The sequence below is a fragment of the Priestia sp. TRM10 genome (assembly GCF_057808375.1).
Map to the genome: position 1 here is coordinate 435,913 of NZ_JBJZOT010000013.1, position 15,498 is coordinate 451,410.

The 15,498-nt window shown below is 36.6% G+C and carries 16 protein-coding genes and 1 riboswitch; of the genes, 13 read left to right on the forward strand and 3 right to left on the reverse strand.

Going from position 1 to position 15,498, the window contains the following annotated elements; genetic code table 11:
- The first annotated feature begins 102 nt into the window (after positions 1-102).
- Together murQ and ACK3CR_RS13545 are read left to right on the forward strand one after the other, a co-directional pair.
- The gene (murQ, locus tag ACK3CR_RS13540; RefSeq protein ID WP_328123551.1) at positions 103-987 is read left to right on the forward strand and encodes an N-acetylmuramic acid 6-phosphate etherase; all 885 of its coding nucleotides are present in this window, start codon (positions 103-105) and stop codon (positions 985-987) included.
- A gap of 27 nt (positions 988-1,014) precedes the next feature.
- Positions 1,015-2,382: a PTS transporter subunit EIIC gene (locus ACK3CR_RS13545; protein ID WP_243513277.1), complete on the forward strand. Its 1,368-nt coding sequence runs from the start codon at positions 1,015-1,017 to the stop codon at positions 2,380-2,382.
- 37 nt (positions 2,383-2,419) lie between these two features.
- On the opposite strand, the gene ACK3CR_RS13550 is transcribed toward ACK3CR_RS13545, so the two are convergent.
- Positions 2,420-2,860, reverse strand: a complete 441-nt coding sequence (locus tag ACK3CR_RS13550; protein ID WP_040058141.1) for a YtoQ family protein — start codon at positions 2,858-2,860, stop codon at positions 2,420-2,422.
- Between the two features lie 294 nt (positions 2,861-3,154).
- On the opposite strand from ACK3CR_RS13550, the gene ACK3CR_RS13555 reads away from it, so the two are divergent.
- From ACK3CR_RS13555 to ACK3CR_RS13595, 9 genes are all read left to right on the forward strand, one after another.
- On the forward strand, positions 3,155-3,739 hold the full coding sequence (locus ACK3CR_RS13555; RefSeq protein WP_488975565.1) for a beta-class carbonic anhydrase: 585 nt from the start codon (positions 3,155-3,157) through the stop codon (positions 3,737-3,739).
- 41 nt (positions 3,740-3,780) lie between these two features.
- A complete protein-coding gene (locus ACK3CR_RS13560) occupies positions 3,781-5,037 on the forward strand; it encodes a SulP family inorganic anion transporter (protein ID WP_488975566.1) in 1,257 nt (418 codons plus the stop codon).
- Between the two features lie 281 nt (positions 5,038-5,318).
- Positions 5,319-6,221, forward strand: coding sequence for an extracellular catalytic domain type 1 short-chain-length polyhydroxyalkanoate depolymerase (locus ACK3CR_RS13565; protein WP_328123553.1), 903 nt, complete (start codon positions 5,319-5,321; stop codon positions 6,219-6,221).
- A 112-nt stretch (positions 6,222-6,333) separates the two neighbouring features.
- Entirely contained in the window at positions 6,334-7,626 is a 1,293-nt protein-coding gene (locus tag ACK3CR_RS13570) for an amidohydrolase (RefSeq protein ID WP_488975567.1), read from the forward strand.
- Between the two features lie 193 nt (positions 7,627-7,819).
- Entirely contained in the window at positions 7,820-8,659 is an 840-nt protein-coding gene (locus ACK3CR_RS13575) for a glycerophosphodiester phosphodiesterase (RefSeq protein WP_243513272.1), read from the forward strand.
- 117 nt (positions 8,660-8,776) lie between these two features.
- A complete protein-coding gene (locus ACK3CR_RS13580; protein WP_243513271.1) occupies positions 8,777-9,067 on the forward strand; it encodes a hypothetical protein in 291 nt (96 codons plus the stop codon).
- A 248-nt stretch (positions 9,068-9,315) separates the two neighbouring features.
- On the forward strand, positions 9,316-9,612 hold the full coding sequence (locus ACK3CR_RS13585; protein ID WP_019393275.1) for a hypothetical protein: 297 nt from the start codon (positions 9,316-9,318) through the stop codon (positions 9,610-9,612).
- 50 nt (positions 9,613-9,662) lie between these two features.
- A complete protein-coding gene (locus tag ACK3CR_RS13590; RefSeq protein WP_488975568.1) occupies positions 9,663-10,391 on the forward strand; it encodes a glycerophosphodiester phosphodiesterase in 729 nt (242 codons plus the stop codon).
- Positions 10,392-10,495: 104 nt separating this feature from the next.
- The gene (locus tag ACK3CR_RS13595) at positions 10,496-11,053 is read left to right on the forward strand and encodes a GrpB family protein (protein ID WP_243513268.1); all 558 of its coding nucleotides are present in this window, start codon (positions 10,496-10,498) and stop codon (positions 11,051-11,053) included.
- 77 nt (positions 11,054-11,130) lie between these two features.
- Here ACK3CR_RS13595 and ACK3CR_RS13600 read toward each other — a convergent pair whose 3' ends face one another.
- Complete coding sequence (locus ACK3CR_RS13600; RefSeq protein ID WP_328123556.1) at positions 11,131-11,547, reverse strand: putative periplasmic lipoprotein; 417 nt, start codon at positions 11,545-11,547, stop codon at positions 11,131-11,133.
- A 90-nt stretch (positions 11,548-11,637) separates the two neighbouring features.
- Positions 11,638-12,423 carry a hypothetical protein gene (locus tag ACK3CR_RS13605; RefSeq protein ID WP_243513257.1) on the reverse strand — a complete coding sequence of 262 codons (786 nt, stop codon included), beginning with the start codon at positions 12,421-12,423 and terminating at the stop codon, positions 11,638-11,640.
- A gap of 341 nt (positions 12,424-12,764) precedes the next feature.
- Here ACK3CR_RS13605 and ACK3CR_RS13610 point away from each other — a divergent pair, with 341 nt between their 5' ends.
- Positions 12,765-13,646, forward strand: coding sequence for a Cof-type HAD-IIB family hydrolase (locus ACK3CR_RS13610; protein ID WP_268582792.1), 882 nt, complete (start codon positions 12,765-12,767; stop codon positions 13,644-13,646).
- Positions 13,647-13,757: 111 nt separating this feature from the next.
- A riboswitch (Lysine riboswitch) is annotated at positions 13,758-13,933 on the forward strand.
- Positions 13,934-14,021: 88 nt separating this feature from the next.
- Positions 14,022-15,431 (forward strand): amino acid permease, encoded by a 1,410-nt coding sequence (locus ACK3CR_RS13615; protein ID WP_243513253.1) that lies wholly within the window; start codon positions 14,022-14,024, stop codon positions 15,429-15,431.
- Positions 15,432-15,498: the final 67 nt, after the last annotated feature.

Sequence of the window (15,498 nt, forward strand, 5' to 3'; positions counted from 1 at the left end):
TAATGAAATATAATTTCATTAAAATTAATAAATATATTGACTATTTGTTTCAATTTTTCATAAAATAAGAATATATGAAAACGCTATCAAAGGGGTGGAGAAGTGTTAGAACGTTTAGGAACAGAACGTCGTAACAATCAAACAGAGGAATTAGATACAATGAGTATTCAAGATATTTTGCGTACTATGAACGAAGAAGACAAGAAAGTTCCAGAAGCGATTCAAAAGGAATTAGAAAATGTTGAAAGAGCTGTGAGTCTAGTTGTAGAAAGCTTTAAATCAGGGGGGAGGCTTTTGTACGTTGGAGCAGGAACGAGCGGACGTCTTGGTGTTCTTGATGCTGTTGAATGTCCACCAACGTTTGGTACAGATCCAGGCCTTGTAAAAGGGGTCATGGCAGGAGGAGAATCAGCTTTTATCAAAGCTGTTGAAGCAGTAGAAGATCGTGAAGATTTAGGAGCAGAAGATATGAAATTGCTGAACATTACCTCTAATGATACCGTAATTGGTATTGCGGCAAGTGGACGAACGCCATATGTTATAGGAGCCTTACGATATGCTAGAGAAAGAGGTGCATCAACATGTGCAATTTCATGTAATAAAGAAACAGCTATTAGCGCTCTAGCAGACGTGGCAATTGAAGTTGATACAGGACCGGAAGTTCTTACAGGTTCAACAAGACTAAAAGCAGGAACAGCCCAAAAGCTTTTACTAAATATGATTTCAACTGTTTCAATGATTCAAATAGGCAAAGTATATAAAAACTTAATGGTGGACGTACAGCCAACAAACGAGAAGCTTGTAGAGCGCTCAAAACGAATCATTATGGAGGCAACAGGTATATCATATGAAGAGGCTTCTACCTATTATGATCAATCAAAACAAAATATTAAAGTTGCTATTCTAATGGTCCTAACAAATTGTACAGTAGAGGAAGCACTAAAAAAATTGCAGACTAGCAATGGATTTGTACGTCAGGCTCTTTAAGAGAGGTAAAAAAAGAGGGGGAGTACAATGTCAAAAGAGCGGGAAGTCGCACGCAAAATTTTAGCTTGTCTTGGGTTTGAGGAGAATGTCGCTAATTTTACAAATTGTATGACAAGGCTTAGAGTGAACGTCTATAACCGAGAAGAGGTCAATATTCAAAAACTCGAAGAAATAGACGGCGTTATTGGAGTTGTAGAAGATGAAACAATTCAAATTATTTTAGGACCTGGTTTTGTGAATAAAGTGGCTTCAGAATTTCAGCAGTTTTTTAATCAATCTTCAGTTGAAGAAGATCAAAAAAGAAAAACTCAAGAAAAGAACAATACACCTTTTAAAAATGGTCTAAAGAAAATTGGGAACGTCTTCATCCCTCTTTTGCCAGGACTTATTGCTTCAGGACTTATTAATGGGATCGTAAGTACGCTTATCAACGGTGGTGTTGATGAAGCAAATGAACTGATTGTGTTAATGAAGTTTATTGGAGGATGTATTTTCACCTATCTGGGAGTTTTTGTTGGGATTAATGCTGCAAAAGAATTTGGGGGTACGCCAGTTCTGGGGGGAATTGCAGGTTTATTAATTATTAACCCAGCTCTTGATACTCTTGATCTTACAATTATGGGAGAAGAAGTAACAGCAGGACGGGGCGGACTTATTGCTGTTTTGATCTCAGCTTGGTTTATGACTGTTATTGAACGAAATGTAAGAAAGTTTATTCCAAATGCTGTAGACATTATTTTAACTCCTCTTCTCACGCTTCTTATTGTCGGAATAAGTACAATGTATATTATTCAGCCACTAGGAGGGCTTCTTTCAGAAGGAATTTTAAGCATCTTAACTGCTGTACTAGAAATAGGTGGTCCTCTCGCTGGCGCCGTACTAGCAGGTACATTTTTGCCTCTTGTAATGGTAGGGCTTCATCACGGATTGATTCCTCTTCATATGGAATTTATTCAAGCAACAGGAGCTACTCCGCTTCTTCCTATTTTAGCGATGGCTGGGGCAGGTCAAGTTGGAGCAGGGCTTGCTATCTTAGCAAAAACGAAAAACGAGCGCATTAAGAAAAACTTGTATGGAGCGCTTCCTGTAGGATTTTTAGGGGTAGGAGAACCGCTTTTATACGGGGTGACTTTACCGCTTGGACGTCCATTCATTACAGCATGTCTAGGCGCTGCTGTTGGAGGAGCTTCACAAGCTGTTTTCGCAACAGCAACAAAAGCAGTAGGAATCTCAGGGCTCCCGCTTACACTGCTTGTTGTAGATGGGAAAATTATTTTATACTTGCTTGGTCTTTTAATCTCTTACGGGGCAGGTTTCATTTTCACTTACTTCTTTGGCTATAAAGAAGAAATGGCTCAAAATCTTAGGAAAGAAAAAGAGATTTCAGTAGAATAGAAGGCAAAAGGCGTCTCGCATATGCGAGACGCTTTTTTTATGAGAATACATAAGAAAGAGCTTGCAAAGCTTGCTGTGGTGTTTCCACAACAACTTGTGCTTTGTTTGACAGTTCTTTTAACGGGTGATGAAGAGTTTCTGGGCGAACTAAAATAAGCGGTTTTCCTTTTTCAATTGCGCGTGATGCATCCATTGCTGTATTCCACTGTTTATATTTATCTCCGAAAAGAGCAATAACAACATCACTTTTATTCATTAAAATTTCAGTTCGTAGATTATTAATAGCAGAAGCTGCTTCATCTTTGAAAATATTATTAGGTTGTTTTCCTAGAATTTCTTCACCAATGTTATCAGAACGATCGTGATTTTCCATCGGACCAACAAATGTTAGTGGTAAATTTAAGTCGCTTGCTTCATTTTTTAATATATCGCGCCAATTATCGTGAATCTGTCCTGCTAAGTAAACAGTAAGTTCCATTATGTAATCCTCCTTTTTCAGTTCATTATACCTTTTTATCATAAGAAAGAAACCTTTCTTTAGAAAGGTGCTTTTGTATTAGTTCTGTAATACTTGTTGTTTAATTTACAATAAGTTAACAAAATTGAGTATTGTTAAAAGTTAAGAAAGTTAAATATATTTTAATTTTTCTAAAATCTAATAGAATTCTAATATTTATCTAATTATTCTCTCATATTTTCCTTTTATTCTTTAAAAGAACATAAAAGAAAACGGTTCAACTTAAAAAGCTGTAGGGAAGAAAGGATGAATAAGGTGGAACGATTAGAAAGCATGTTAAAGAAAAATGAGGAATTTGTAGCAAAAGGTGAAGGAGAAAAGTTTAAAGCAAGTAAATTTTCTAATAAAAACATGCTTGTCATTACATGCATGGACGCTCGTTTAATTAAAATGTTGCCAGAAGCCCTTGGTTTAAAAAATGGAGATGCCAACATTATTAAAACAGCAGGTGCTCTTGTTTGTGGAAAAAGTGAAAATGTTCTTAGAAGCATCCTTGTTTCTGTCTATGAGCTTGGTGTTGAAGAAATTTTTGTCGTAGGACATTATGATTGCGGTATGGCAGGCTTTTGCTGCGACAATTTACTTGAAAAATGGAAGGATAGAAGTGACGTTCAACAAGGTGTGCAACAATTATCAAATGAAGGAGTTAATTTCAAAAGATGGCTCAAAGGATTTGATCATATAGAAGATAGCGTGAAAGAGAGCGTTTCATTCCTCCATGAGTACCCACTCCTGCCTCAAGATATAAAAATTCACGGTCTTATCATTGATCCAGAGAATGGAAAGGTTGATCATGTCACATCGCTTACAAAAGAAGAAAGAGCAGAGCGTACTGTTTAAGAAAAAGTGAGGACGAAGGAAGATGGGGGAGGAGGAAGAAGATGAATAAAACAAAGAAACAGCCGTATACGCTTGAGATGCTGAGGCGTGATTTGATTGCTGGGATTATTGTAGGAATCGTAGCTATTCCACTTGGGATGGGATTTGCTATTGCTTCAGGAACGGAACCTGTACACGGAATTTATACCGTTGTAATTGCCGGGATTATTGTTTCTACATTAGGAGGTTCGAAATTTCAGATTGCAGGACCAACAGGGGCATTTGTTCCGATACTGCTTGGGATTGTCACACAGTATGGATTTGATAATCTAATGATTGCGACTTTTATGGCAGGGCTTATTCTCATTGTGCTTGGACTATGTAAAGCAGGTTCGCTTGTTAAATATATTCCGAAACCTGTTATTATCGGTTTTACAGCCGGGATTGCGATTATCATTTTCTACGGTCAACTTCCACACTTTTTAGGGCTATACGATACAAATGATGAAGCTGGATTTTTAGCTGGCATGATTTCCATTGTTAAAAGTCTACCAGAAGCCAATTTTTATGGAGTGTTAACAGGCATTGTTGGTCTTGTAAGCATTATTTTAGCAACTCGCTTTGTTCCTAAAATTCCAGGTGCTCTTATTGGGGTGCTTGTCTCAACTGCTTTTGCGCTTTTGCTTTTCCCTGATAAGCTTGTAACCATTAATACTCTCTACGGAGCAATCCCGAACACGCTTCCACAGTTTGGACTTCCTGAAATTACGCTAGAAAAAATTATTACCCTTATTCCTGCAGCGTTAGCCATTGCCTTCTTAGGTGGTTTGGAATCTCTACTTTCGGCTGTTGTAGCAGATGAAATGGCTGGTACAAAGCATAAAAGTAATCGAGAGATTGTTGCCCAAGGCATTGCAAACACTATATTACCTTTTTTTCAGGGAATTCCTGCTACAGGAGCTATTGCAAGAACGGCAACAAATATTCGAAACAAAGCAGCAACTCAATTCTCAGGCGTTGTGCATGCTTTATTCGCCTTAATTGTCCTCCTTGTGCTCGCTCCTTATGCCTCTCATATTCCTCTTGCAAGCCTTGCTCCAGTTTTAATGGTGGTAGCGTGGAATATGAGTGAACGTAAACATTTTGCGGGCATTGTAAAAGAAAAATCACGTGAATCATTTGTATTGCTTGTTACCTTCTTTTTTACCGTCTTTTTTGATCTGATGGTTGGAATTGGCATTGGAATGCTCGCATACTTTGTCCTTAACTTTAATAAGACAGCAATAGGGAAAAAAGTTCGCTCAACTGCTGGAATGTAAGAAAAATGATATGATGTGTTCGTTCTTCTAACAAAAAAGAAGACAAAACATGTAAATTAACCTACAGTAAAGGTAAGTCCTTTGAGTGCAGGTATATGGTTAAGAAACTCCGTCCATGGTGGACTTTAGGTAAAAGTTCATCCTCTATTAAAGCATTTTCTCTAAACAAGAGAGAATGCTTTTTTTATCTTGTTTTTAAAAAAAGAAGGAATAAGAGTAGGAAACGATGAAGCTATGATGAAGCGAATTTTATTCTGAAAATAACGAGGAGTAGGGTGTATATGATAAATGCAGAAGAAAGATTTGAAGAATATGAATCTAAACAGGGCTCTTACTATCTTTATGTACCACCAAATAATCGCCCACATGAAAAGTCTCCACTTATGGTTGTCTTGCATGGATGCACGCAAAATCCTTTCATTATTGCTACGGCAACAGAAATGAATGATACGGCTCGACAAAACAATTTTCTTGTTTTATATCCTGATCAGCCAAGAAGTGAAGATTCTGGGAAATGCTGGAGTTGGCATGATGTAGAGCATCAAGAAAGAGGGAAAGGAGAGCCTCACAAAATTGTTAGCATGATTAATCATGTAAAAGAAAAATATGAAATATCTGATATATACATAACAGGTCTTTCTGCCGGAGCGGCAATGGCTCTGATCGTAGGGGGCGTTTATCCAGATCTTTTTTCAGGAATAGGAGTTGTAGGAGGTCTCCCTTATAAAGCAGCCGAAACCAAATCAGAGCGTGCACTCGCTATGATTAACGGACCACAGCATGATGCTGAAAAGATGGGAGAGCTTTTATACGAAAAAACGGCTGTATACGATAAAAGGGTGCCTCTTATTGTCTTTCACGGTACATATGACCGTGTTGTTCATCCAATAAACGCCAATAAATTAATAAAACAATGGATCACTTTGTGTAATTTAATGAACAAAAATGAAAAGGATGGCACAATTCCCTCTACTCCTGTTCGAACACATAAGGGGGCGGTACCGCTTGGGAAGACGTATAAAATTGAAGAATATGAATCTCCGGATAAAAGCATCAAAATTCACTACGTATCAATCAATAGCATGCTTCATTCATGGCCAGGAGGAAGCGTAAAAGGAACGTTCACAGATCCTCTTGCTCCAAGTGCTAGTGAAATGATGTGGCACTTTTTTAAACAGCAATAAGCTTGATTATTTTGAATGTTAGGAAAGTAAACGAACGCCTTACGGAGAGCTTAGCAGGTATGCTATACTTGAAAAAATTTAACTTCAAACCTTAAAAGAAGGGAAGCATATAATGAAAAAAGCGTTCTATCATTGCGATATATTCACCTTAGATCAGGAAAAAATAATTAAAGACGGAATGATTATAACGGAAGACGAGAAAATTGCCTATATTGGAAAAATGGAAGAAGAGCGATTGCAAGATTGTGAAGAAACTTACAACTGGAGCGGAAAATGGGTTATGCCAGGGCTTGTGAATTCACATGTTCATATTGTCATGAACATTCTACGTGGCGTTGGAGATGATATGCTTCTTCATCCATGGCTAACGGAAAAAATTTGGCCGCTTGAAGCGAAATTCACAACAGATCTTGCTATTACAAGCTCAAAAGCAGCTATTGTTGAAATGATAAAGAGCGGGACAACGCTTTTTAACGACATGTTTAATCCAATTGGTCTTGATGTATTTAAACTTTACGAAGCGGTAAAAGATACCGGAATGAAAGGTAATTTGGCGTATACCCTGTTTTCTAATGACAAGGGAGATGAAGCTATAGCAAAAGAAGCCTATGATATCGCTCAATATATTAAGAAAGATCGTTCATTAATTAGAACAACAGTTGCTCCACACAGTCCGTACTCTTGTAGTGAAGAGCTTCTGCGTTCATCTGTTTCAATTGCAAAAGAGCTTGATTTGCCTCTTCACATTCACGTGTCTGAAACAGAAAAAGAGATGAATGATTGTCTTAGCGAACATGAAGCAACTCCTGTACAATATCTAGCAGATCTTGATTTTTACGAACAGCCCACCATTTTTGCTCATGGAGTTGTCTTAACAGACGAAGATGTGGCTCTTTTAAATGAAAAAGGAACATCAATTGCTCATAACCCTATTAGTAATTTAAAGCTAGGATCTGGAGTTGCTGATATTTCTCGCCTAAATCGTGCAGGCGTGAATGTAGCTATTGCAACAGATAGCGTTGCTTCTAATAATAATTTAGATATGTTCGAAGAAATGAGAACAGCTGCACTTTTGCAAAAAGGTACACATAAAACGCCAGAAGCAATGCCTGCTTATAGCATGCTAAAAATGGCAACTTTGAATGGAGCAAAAGCGTTAGGATATGAGGATACAGGTGTATTAAAAGAAGGATACAAAGCAGATTTTATTTCGATTGATCCAAGAGATAAAATCCATCTTCAACCTCTTGAAAATGCCTCTTCACATCTCCTATATGCAGCAAGTGGAAAAGATGTTTCTGATAGTGTTATTAACGGAAATGTCGTAATGGAGAACCGTGTTCTCTTAACGCTAGATGAAGAAAGAATCATATACGATCTAAATTACTACTATAAAACATTATAAAATGTAAAAAAGGTGCTACTTTTAGCACCTTTTTTACGCTTTCTCCTTTCCTAATGTTCCCAACATGAGAGAATTATGATAGCATTTGAAATGCGGATAACAGATGATAATGAAAGAAACACAATCTTTTTACATAAAAAAAGAAAGAACCGTGAATAGTAAAAAACACGGCTTACATAAAAAGGAGAAAACGATGACAAAACGCATTTTTATCGCGATTGGGTTACTTCTGCTTCTCGTGAGTTCTGAGCATAGATTTGTTCTAGCACAATCTACTCATCCTATTTTAAATATTGCTCATCGTGGTGCGTCTGCATATGCACCTGAACATACGATGATTTCTTATAAAAAAGCTCTTGATATGGGAGCAGACTATCTTGAAATAGACCTTCAGCAAACAAAGGATGGCGTCCTTGTTGCGATCCATGATTCAAAATTAGAAAGAACAACAAATGGAAAAGGTCGTGTGAAAGATTACACATATGATCAATTAAAGAATCTTGATGCTGGTTCATGGTTTAATCGAAAATATCCTAAGCAAGCAAAAGGGTCGTTTGAAAAAGAATCAATACTATCACTCGAAGAAATTTTTGCTTACTTTGGGCGTGATCAGCATTACTATATTGAAACAAAATCGCCTCAAAGTTATAAAGGAATGGAAGAGAATTTGCTTAAGCTTGTGGATAAATACAATATTCCAGAAGAGCATCTTTTAATTGAATCTTTCAGTGCGAAAAGTTTAAAAAGCATTCATGAGAAGAAGCCTGAACTTTCACTCATTAAGCTTTCTCTTTGTCGTCCATCATTACAGGAAATAAAGGAAATTAAAACGTATGCAGACGGAATTGGTCCCCGTGCTACGTGTTTAGATAAAGGATATATTGAAAAAGTCCATAGTCAAGGTTTGTTTCTTCATGCTTTTACAGTCAATGATAAAAAGGCAATGGGGAAGCTGATACATTGGGGCGTAGATGGTCTTTTTACCAATAATCCTGACGTATTAAAGGATGTAATTGAGAATCAGAACTCATAGAATTTTCTCTTTTTTCTATGTTTTGTTCTTTCTCTTTTTCGTGATAAGATGTACAGTGTTGGAATAATTATCAAGTTACCGGTCATATTTGAAATGAAAACAAAAGGGGAGGTTTCATTGTATAGAGAAACAAAAAAGAATATTGCAAAAACTTCGTTATGGTTCGGCATAGCAAGCCTTATTTGTACAGGGATCTTCTTTATACCGACTGTTTTACAATTTGCGTTTGGCATTTTCTTTTTCTTCGGGGCTTTTCTCTTATCTTTTGTTGGAATCGTATTAACGATTGTCAGCTTTTTTAAAGAGAAAACAAAAATGTCTATCGTATCGGTCATTATAAATGGTGCTGTACTCATCGTCTTTATTCTTCTTTCTATTGCAGCGGCTCACATGCCAAGTGCGTATTAATCAAAAGAGGAAGTTTTCTAAAGAAGCTCTAGAGAGGTCTTAAGCTTTTATTGAAAAGCCTCCTCTTTTATTAAAGAACGCTTGAGAGCAATAGAAATGAAATTTTATATAAAGTACAATCCTAAAAAATACATTTAGAGTCGTCAAAAAATGACAGAAACATTTGCATATTTCCTCTTTTTCTCTTAAAGGAAAAGAACGAATAAATAAGAAAATATAAGAAAAAGAGATGAAAGGAACGAAAGCCAGTGAAGCTTAAAAAAAGAATCGTTATACCTGCTGTTGCAGTTGTTGTTCTTGTATGTGCGGCTTTTTTTATTTTTACAAGAGCGGATTATCATGGGAAAGTAGTTGATATTAGCGGAAGCAAAGTATACCTTGGTCCATTAACTCAAGATGAAGGATATCAAATCATTGAAGTAACAGCAGATAAAGATACAGAATTTGAGGGCGGAGATCAAGGCGTGTTTGGACTGAAAAAGGGTCAAGAAGTACACGTATGGTTAAAAAATGGAGAATTAGCAAGCAAAATTTCGGTGGAGTGAGTTATTACTCCACCTTTTTTATGAAGAAAAAAGATAAGAGGGGAGAAGTCATGAATATTGCTCATAGAGGTGCTTCAGGGTATGCTCCAGAAAATACGTTTGCAGCTTACTTTTTAGCATTGAAAATGAAGGCAGACTATCTTGAAATTGATGTTCAAATGAGCAGAGATGGAGAACTTGTTCTTATACACGATAAGACAGTAGAGCGAACAACGAATGGAAATGGTCTTGTTAGTGAAAGAACGCTTCATGAGCTAAAGGAACTTGACGCTGGAGGGTGGTTTTCCGAAGAGTTTAAAAACGAGCGTATTCCTACACTTCCAGAAGTATTTGCAACATTCCGAACGAAAGTAGGTTTTCTAATCGAACTAAAACATCCTTCTTTATATCCTGGGATTGAGGAGAAGCTTGCACGAACGCTTGAAAGTTTTCGATTAGCGGAATCTGACAACATTATTGTTCAGTCTTTCGATGAGAAAGCTGTCCAACGGATTAAGAAACGTCTTCCGAAAATTTCAGTAGGGGTTCTTGTAAAGTACAGTATATGGGGGATATCTTCTGCAAAATTAAAAGAACTATCAGCATATGCTACATATGTGAATCCAAACAGAAGACTGATTACAAAGAAGCTTGTGAAACGTATTCATAAAAATGGTATGAAAGTTATTCCTTATGCTGTGCATCGTAAAAAAACAATTCAAAGCTTTCATAATCTAGGTGTTGATGGTATTATTTGTGATTATCCTGATCTTGTAGTGGAAAATCAAAAAGCGCGTTAAACCGACAAAATACGCTTATTTTCTGAAAAAACAATAATTCTTCTTTTCCCAATTAATCTTTCTATTATATAATAATATGGGAAAGTGATGAGGGGGGAGAAAGAATGGCAAAAGTACAGCTTGTTCCGTATGATGCACAGTGGCCAGAAAAGTTTAGAGTTCTGAAAGAACAGTTGGAGGAAAAGTTAGCACCAATGAAGGTTAGCATTGAGCATATTGGTAGCACTTCTGTACCAAATATGATGGCAAAACCAATCATTGACGTAATTGTAGGAGTGGAAAAAGAAGAAGAACTACAGTATGCTATTGATCCAATTCGAGAGCTTGGTTATACATATGTGCAACAATATGAAACCATTTTGCCAAATCGACGCTATTTCGTTCGATTTAAAGAGGAAGGTCTTCCGGACATTATCAGGGATGGAGATCATGATTTTTCACAGGATGCCGATTTTCATCATGAAGCACATCTTCATGTTGTTGTAAAGGGGAGCAACTTATGGGAAAGGCATCTACAATTTCGTGATATTTTAAGAAGTAGTGAAGATAGTTTAGAGGCATATGCTTCTGTTAAGCGAAAACTTGCACTGCGAGAATGGGAAAGTACAAATGAATACGCGAAAGCGAAAACGAGCGTCATTACAGGCATTTTAAGTCGCTAAATTCAACCACGCTGAAATTGTTATATTCATTTAACTTATTATAAAGCTCATGCGTCTAGACGCATGAGCTTTTTTAGCTACGTAGGAGAATGAAGAGCAAGAATATGCTTTTTTCCATTTTGATCTTTATATTGAACATAAAGGGCATAGTCTTCTTTTTTCCACTCTTGTTTTGTAAGAGTTCTACTAACGGTTTCACTTGTTTTTCCTTCTAGAAGCATTGAGTATACTTGTGTTGAAAACGTATTAGAAGATTGAGTTGTTCCATTTTTATTAAGCCAGAGAAGAGTGCCATGATCAAATAAGAGTTGAATATCTTTGGTTGTTTTATTGTGTAGTGAAGCCTCTATTGTGTATTCTTCTGTTTTAGATTGATAGGAAATATTTACCTCGGCTCTTAATATGCTATCTTCCACTTTTTGTTTCCGAGCTTGTCGATCATTCGAGCATCCAGCCAATACAATCACCACCCAAAAGATTAATAGGTATTTCATAAGAAAAAAGCCTCCTACTCTTACCCACTATCTTACTATACTTTACGTTACTCTACACAAAAAAACGTATAAGTCTTTTTAACTTATACGTTATACAGCATGTGATTTTTGAATAGCTGCCTTTCGCTCTAGTGCAAGTTGTTCAAGCTGCTTCACTTTTGGAACTGTAAAAGCAAGAACAGAGAGGAAAAGCGCCCCAAAAATAAAAATATGAAATGGTTTTGTTATCTCTGCTTCAGTAGCAAGTTTTCTTCCTTGATCAAATAAAGAAAACAGGCTCTCGTTTGGAATAGGCATTGTAATAGAAACAATCATAAAAAGAACAAAAATAGCAGCTATATACAACATTCCATGTACAAGCCTTATGAAAGCAAGTCCTTTTTGTTCAGGTGCTGTTAAAAACATAGAAAGTTCCTGACCTGAACGGATCATATCGTCACTTTTTTCTTTGTATTCATAAGGGAAAAATAGCGCAATTCCCCAATAGTAGAAAAAGGATAAAAGAAGTCTTACAGCTTCTACAATTAAATAAAAGATAAAAGTGACTGTTACAGCCATTAAAAAGTAGTTTTCTGTAAAAATAGCTCCTGCAGATAACCAGATGGCTGCTGTTGAGAAGTAGAGAAACCGAGCTTGTTTGTTATAGCGTACGCTTTTAATAACCCTTTTATCTGTAGCTAATAAAAATCCATTAATCAACAAAATAAGAAAGTTGACGAAAGCGCTTATATAATGCTCGGTAGAAAGTGGTTTAAACGTTAATATCCCGATGTGTACGATATATGTAAAATTCAAGGCATAAAACGAAAAAGCCGTTGGTGAATCAAGGTATGAAACAGATGATAGGCGATGAGCTTTTTTTAATGAACGAATCAATGTTTTTTCTTTCCCCCCTTTCTAGGATAGTTCCTAAAGGTACTTACATACAAGATAATATACAGCATGTGAAAAAACAATCGACAAAATTTGTGAATAGACCAAGAAATCGTAAAAAATCTTCTTCTTTCTATAGTATTATAGATAAGGAGAAGAGAACAACAAAAAAGAGCAATAATTCACAATCATTTCATGGAACTCTAATTTTTGATTGAAACATATGAAATAGGGAATAATATTTTTACTATGTCTAAAAAATAACATGAAATAATAAAAAATCTTTCAGTGAAAAGCGTTTCATACGCTATAGTAAAAACAAATACAGCAAGGGGGAACAATTGATGATTATTGCAATTGATATGGATGGAACATTATTAAATAGTGAAGGTAAGGTGCCTGCTGAGAATGTAGAAGCGATCAAAAATGCACAACGCGCTGGGGTTAAGGTTGTCATTGCAACGGGAAGAAGCTATGAGGATGCAATGCGTCCTTTACAACCGTTCGATCTTAAACTTCCTAAGATTTGTGCAAATGGAGCAGACGTAAGAGATGAAGAAGGAAACGTTCTTCATCGCCAATCTCTAGAGGAGCAAGACATTCAAAATGCTATGAATCTTCGCTTCCATAACGATGAGGAAGTTTATTTTGAAATGTATGTGCAAGACGGTGTTTATACATATGAAAATGCAGGAGATGTAATGAAAGCAGAAGCAGACCGAGTGAGAAGCTCCAATGAAAAAATTTCTCGTTTTGAACTTGATCTTTTAGCTGCCAAACAGTCACAACAGGCTGGCGTTACCTTTTTACCAAAAGAAGAGCTTATGAAAAAAGCGCTCCAAGAAGATACTAATATTTTTAAATTCCTCTTTTTCTCCTTCGACTTAAACAAGCTACAAGTTGTAAAAGATGAATTAGGAAAAAGCGATAACGTAGCTATTAGCTCATCTGCTTTGCATAACGTGGAGGTCAACCATTTGAAGGCAACAAAGGGAATTGCGCTTCGTAAAATGGCAGAGCATTTAAAAGTTGATATGAAACATTCAGTCGCTATTGGAGACAATCGCAACGATATTAGTATGTTTAATGAAGCAGCTACAAGTTTTGGAATGGGAAATGGAGATCCTGAAGTGCAGTCATTATGTGACTATGTAACCGAAACGAATGATAATAATGGAGTAGCAAAAGCGATTGAGAAAGTATTAAAAAGTTCTCTAAAAGCATAAGAAACAAACATGAGCTGTTTTTCCTTATTTTACACAAAATAGGGCTTTGACAGCGCATGCTCTCTTTGGTATTATAACGTAGTAAAAATAATATAAATCCTCACTCTTTCTCGGTGAGGTAGAGGTTGCGCGTATTAGGAGTAACATATGGGAAGCAAGTGGAGCTTATGAACATATGTGAAAGGAATGAGCGCCGAAGCTTATAAAAAACCACTTTTTTTATAAGCTGGGCCTGTATTAAATAAGTACAGGACTGCCACAAGTTTTTGTGGAGGGCTATCAGAGAGATATGGCAGAGTGAATGCAAAAGTATGGGCATTTCCATACTTTTTTATTTTGTCTGCTAAAAATTACTTATTGGAGGATTTTTGCAGCATGGAACAAACGAAAAAATGGGGCTTTTGGCTCTTAACAGCTTTTGTTGTTGGAAACATGGTAGGATCAGGAATTTTCATGCTTCCAAGTACGCTTGCACAAGTGGCAAGTCCACTTGGCGTTATGACAGCATGGGCTGTTACTGGGTTTGGTGTATTAATGCTTGCCCTAACTTTTGGAACGCTATCAATTCGAAAACCAGAGCTACAAGCGGGACCGCAGAGTTATGCGAGAGCGTTATTTGAAAATAAAAAAACAGGTGATGTAGCAAGTTTTACAACCGTTTGGGGATATTGGGTAGCAAACTGGATTAGCAACGTAGCGATTATTACAAGTTTTGCAGGTTATTTATCTACTTTTCTACCAATTATGAGAGACGGTCGAGTATTATTTCATGTTGGGTCTCAACCGATTGAATTAGGGAAGCTTATTACTTTTGTAGTTTGCTCTATCTTCTTATGGGGAACTCATACCATCTTAGTTACAAGTATGAATGCAGCAGGTAAACTGAATTTTGTTACGACATTTTCAAAAGTCGTGGGATTCGCTCTTTTCATTATTGCTGGGTTATTTGCTTTTCAGTTCTCCACAATGGGAAGTTTTTATTATCCTGTTGAGAGCACAGATGGAGGAAATCCGCTTGGACTTTCGAGTCAAGTGTACAATGCCGCTATTTCAACACTATGGGCATTTGTTGGTATTGAGTCAGCCGTTATTTTATCAGGTCGAGCATCTTCACAGCGCGATATTAAAAAGGCCACTGTTGCAGGTGTAACAATTGCTATTATTATTTATATGACAATTACAATGATCACAATGGGGGCACTCCCACATAGTGAACTTCAAGCATCAGATAAGCCTTTCGTAGACGTTTTAAACGTTTTAATTGGTCGTGGCGGCAGTATCATTATGGCACTTCTTGCACTTGTCTCCTTGTTTGGATCAATGCTTGGGTGGATCTTATTAAGTTCAGAAGTTCCATACAGAGCAGCCCGTGAAGGAAACTTTCCAGCCTTTTTTGCAAAGACAAACAAAAAAGGAAGCCCAAGTAATGCTTTACTTGTAACGAATATTATGTCTCAAATCTTTATTTTTTCAACTGTTTCGGGAACGATTAGTCAAGCGTATTCTTTCTTAACAACATCATCAACGCTTGCTTATCTTATCCCATATTTAATTTCAACTATTTATTTCTTAAAAGTTGTCATTAAAGGTGAAACATACGCAGAACTAGGTGGAAGATCTTCACGCATAAAAGACGGAATTATTGCGGGTCTTGCATTCATTTATGCGGCATGGGTTATTATTTCCGGAACTGCAGATATGAAAACTTTTTCTTTAGGAATTGGTCTCTTTTTAATTGGAATTGTATTTTATCCGCTTGTAAAGCGTAAAGGAAAAAAACAATAAAGTATAAAAAGCTGAGGGGAACTTTCCCTCAGCTTTTTTATGGATGAAAAGGCAGTGTTCTGAATAG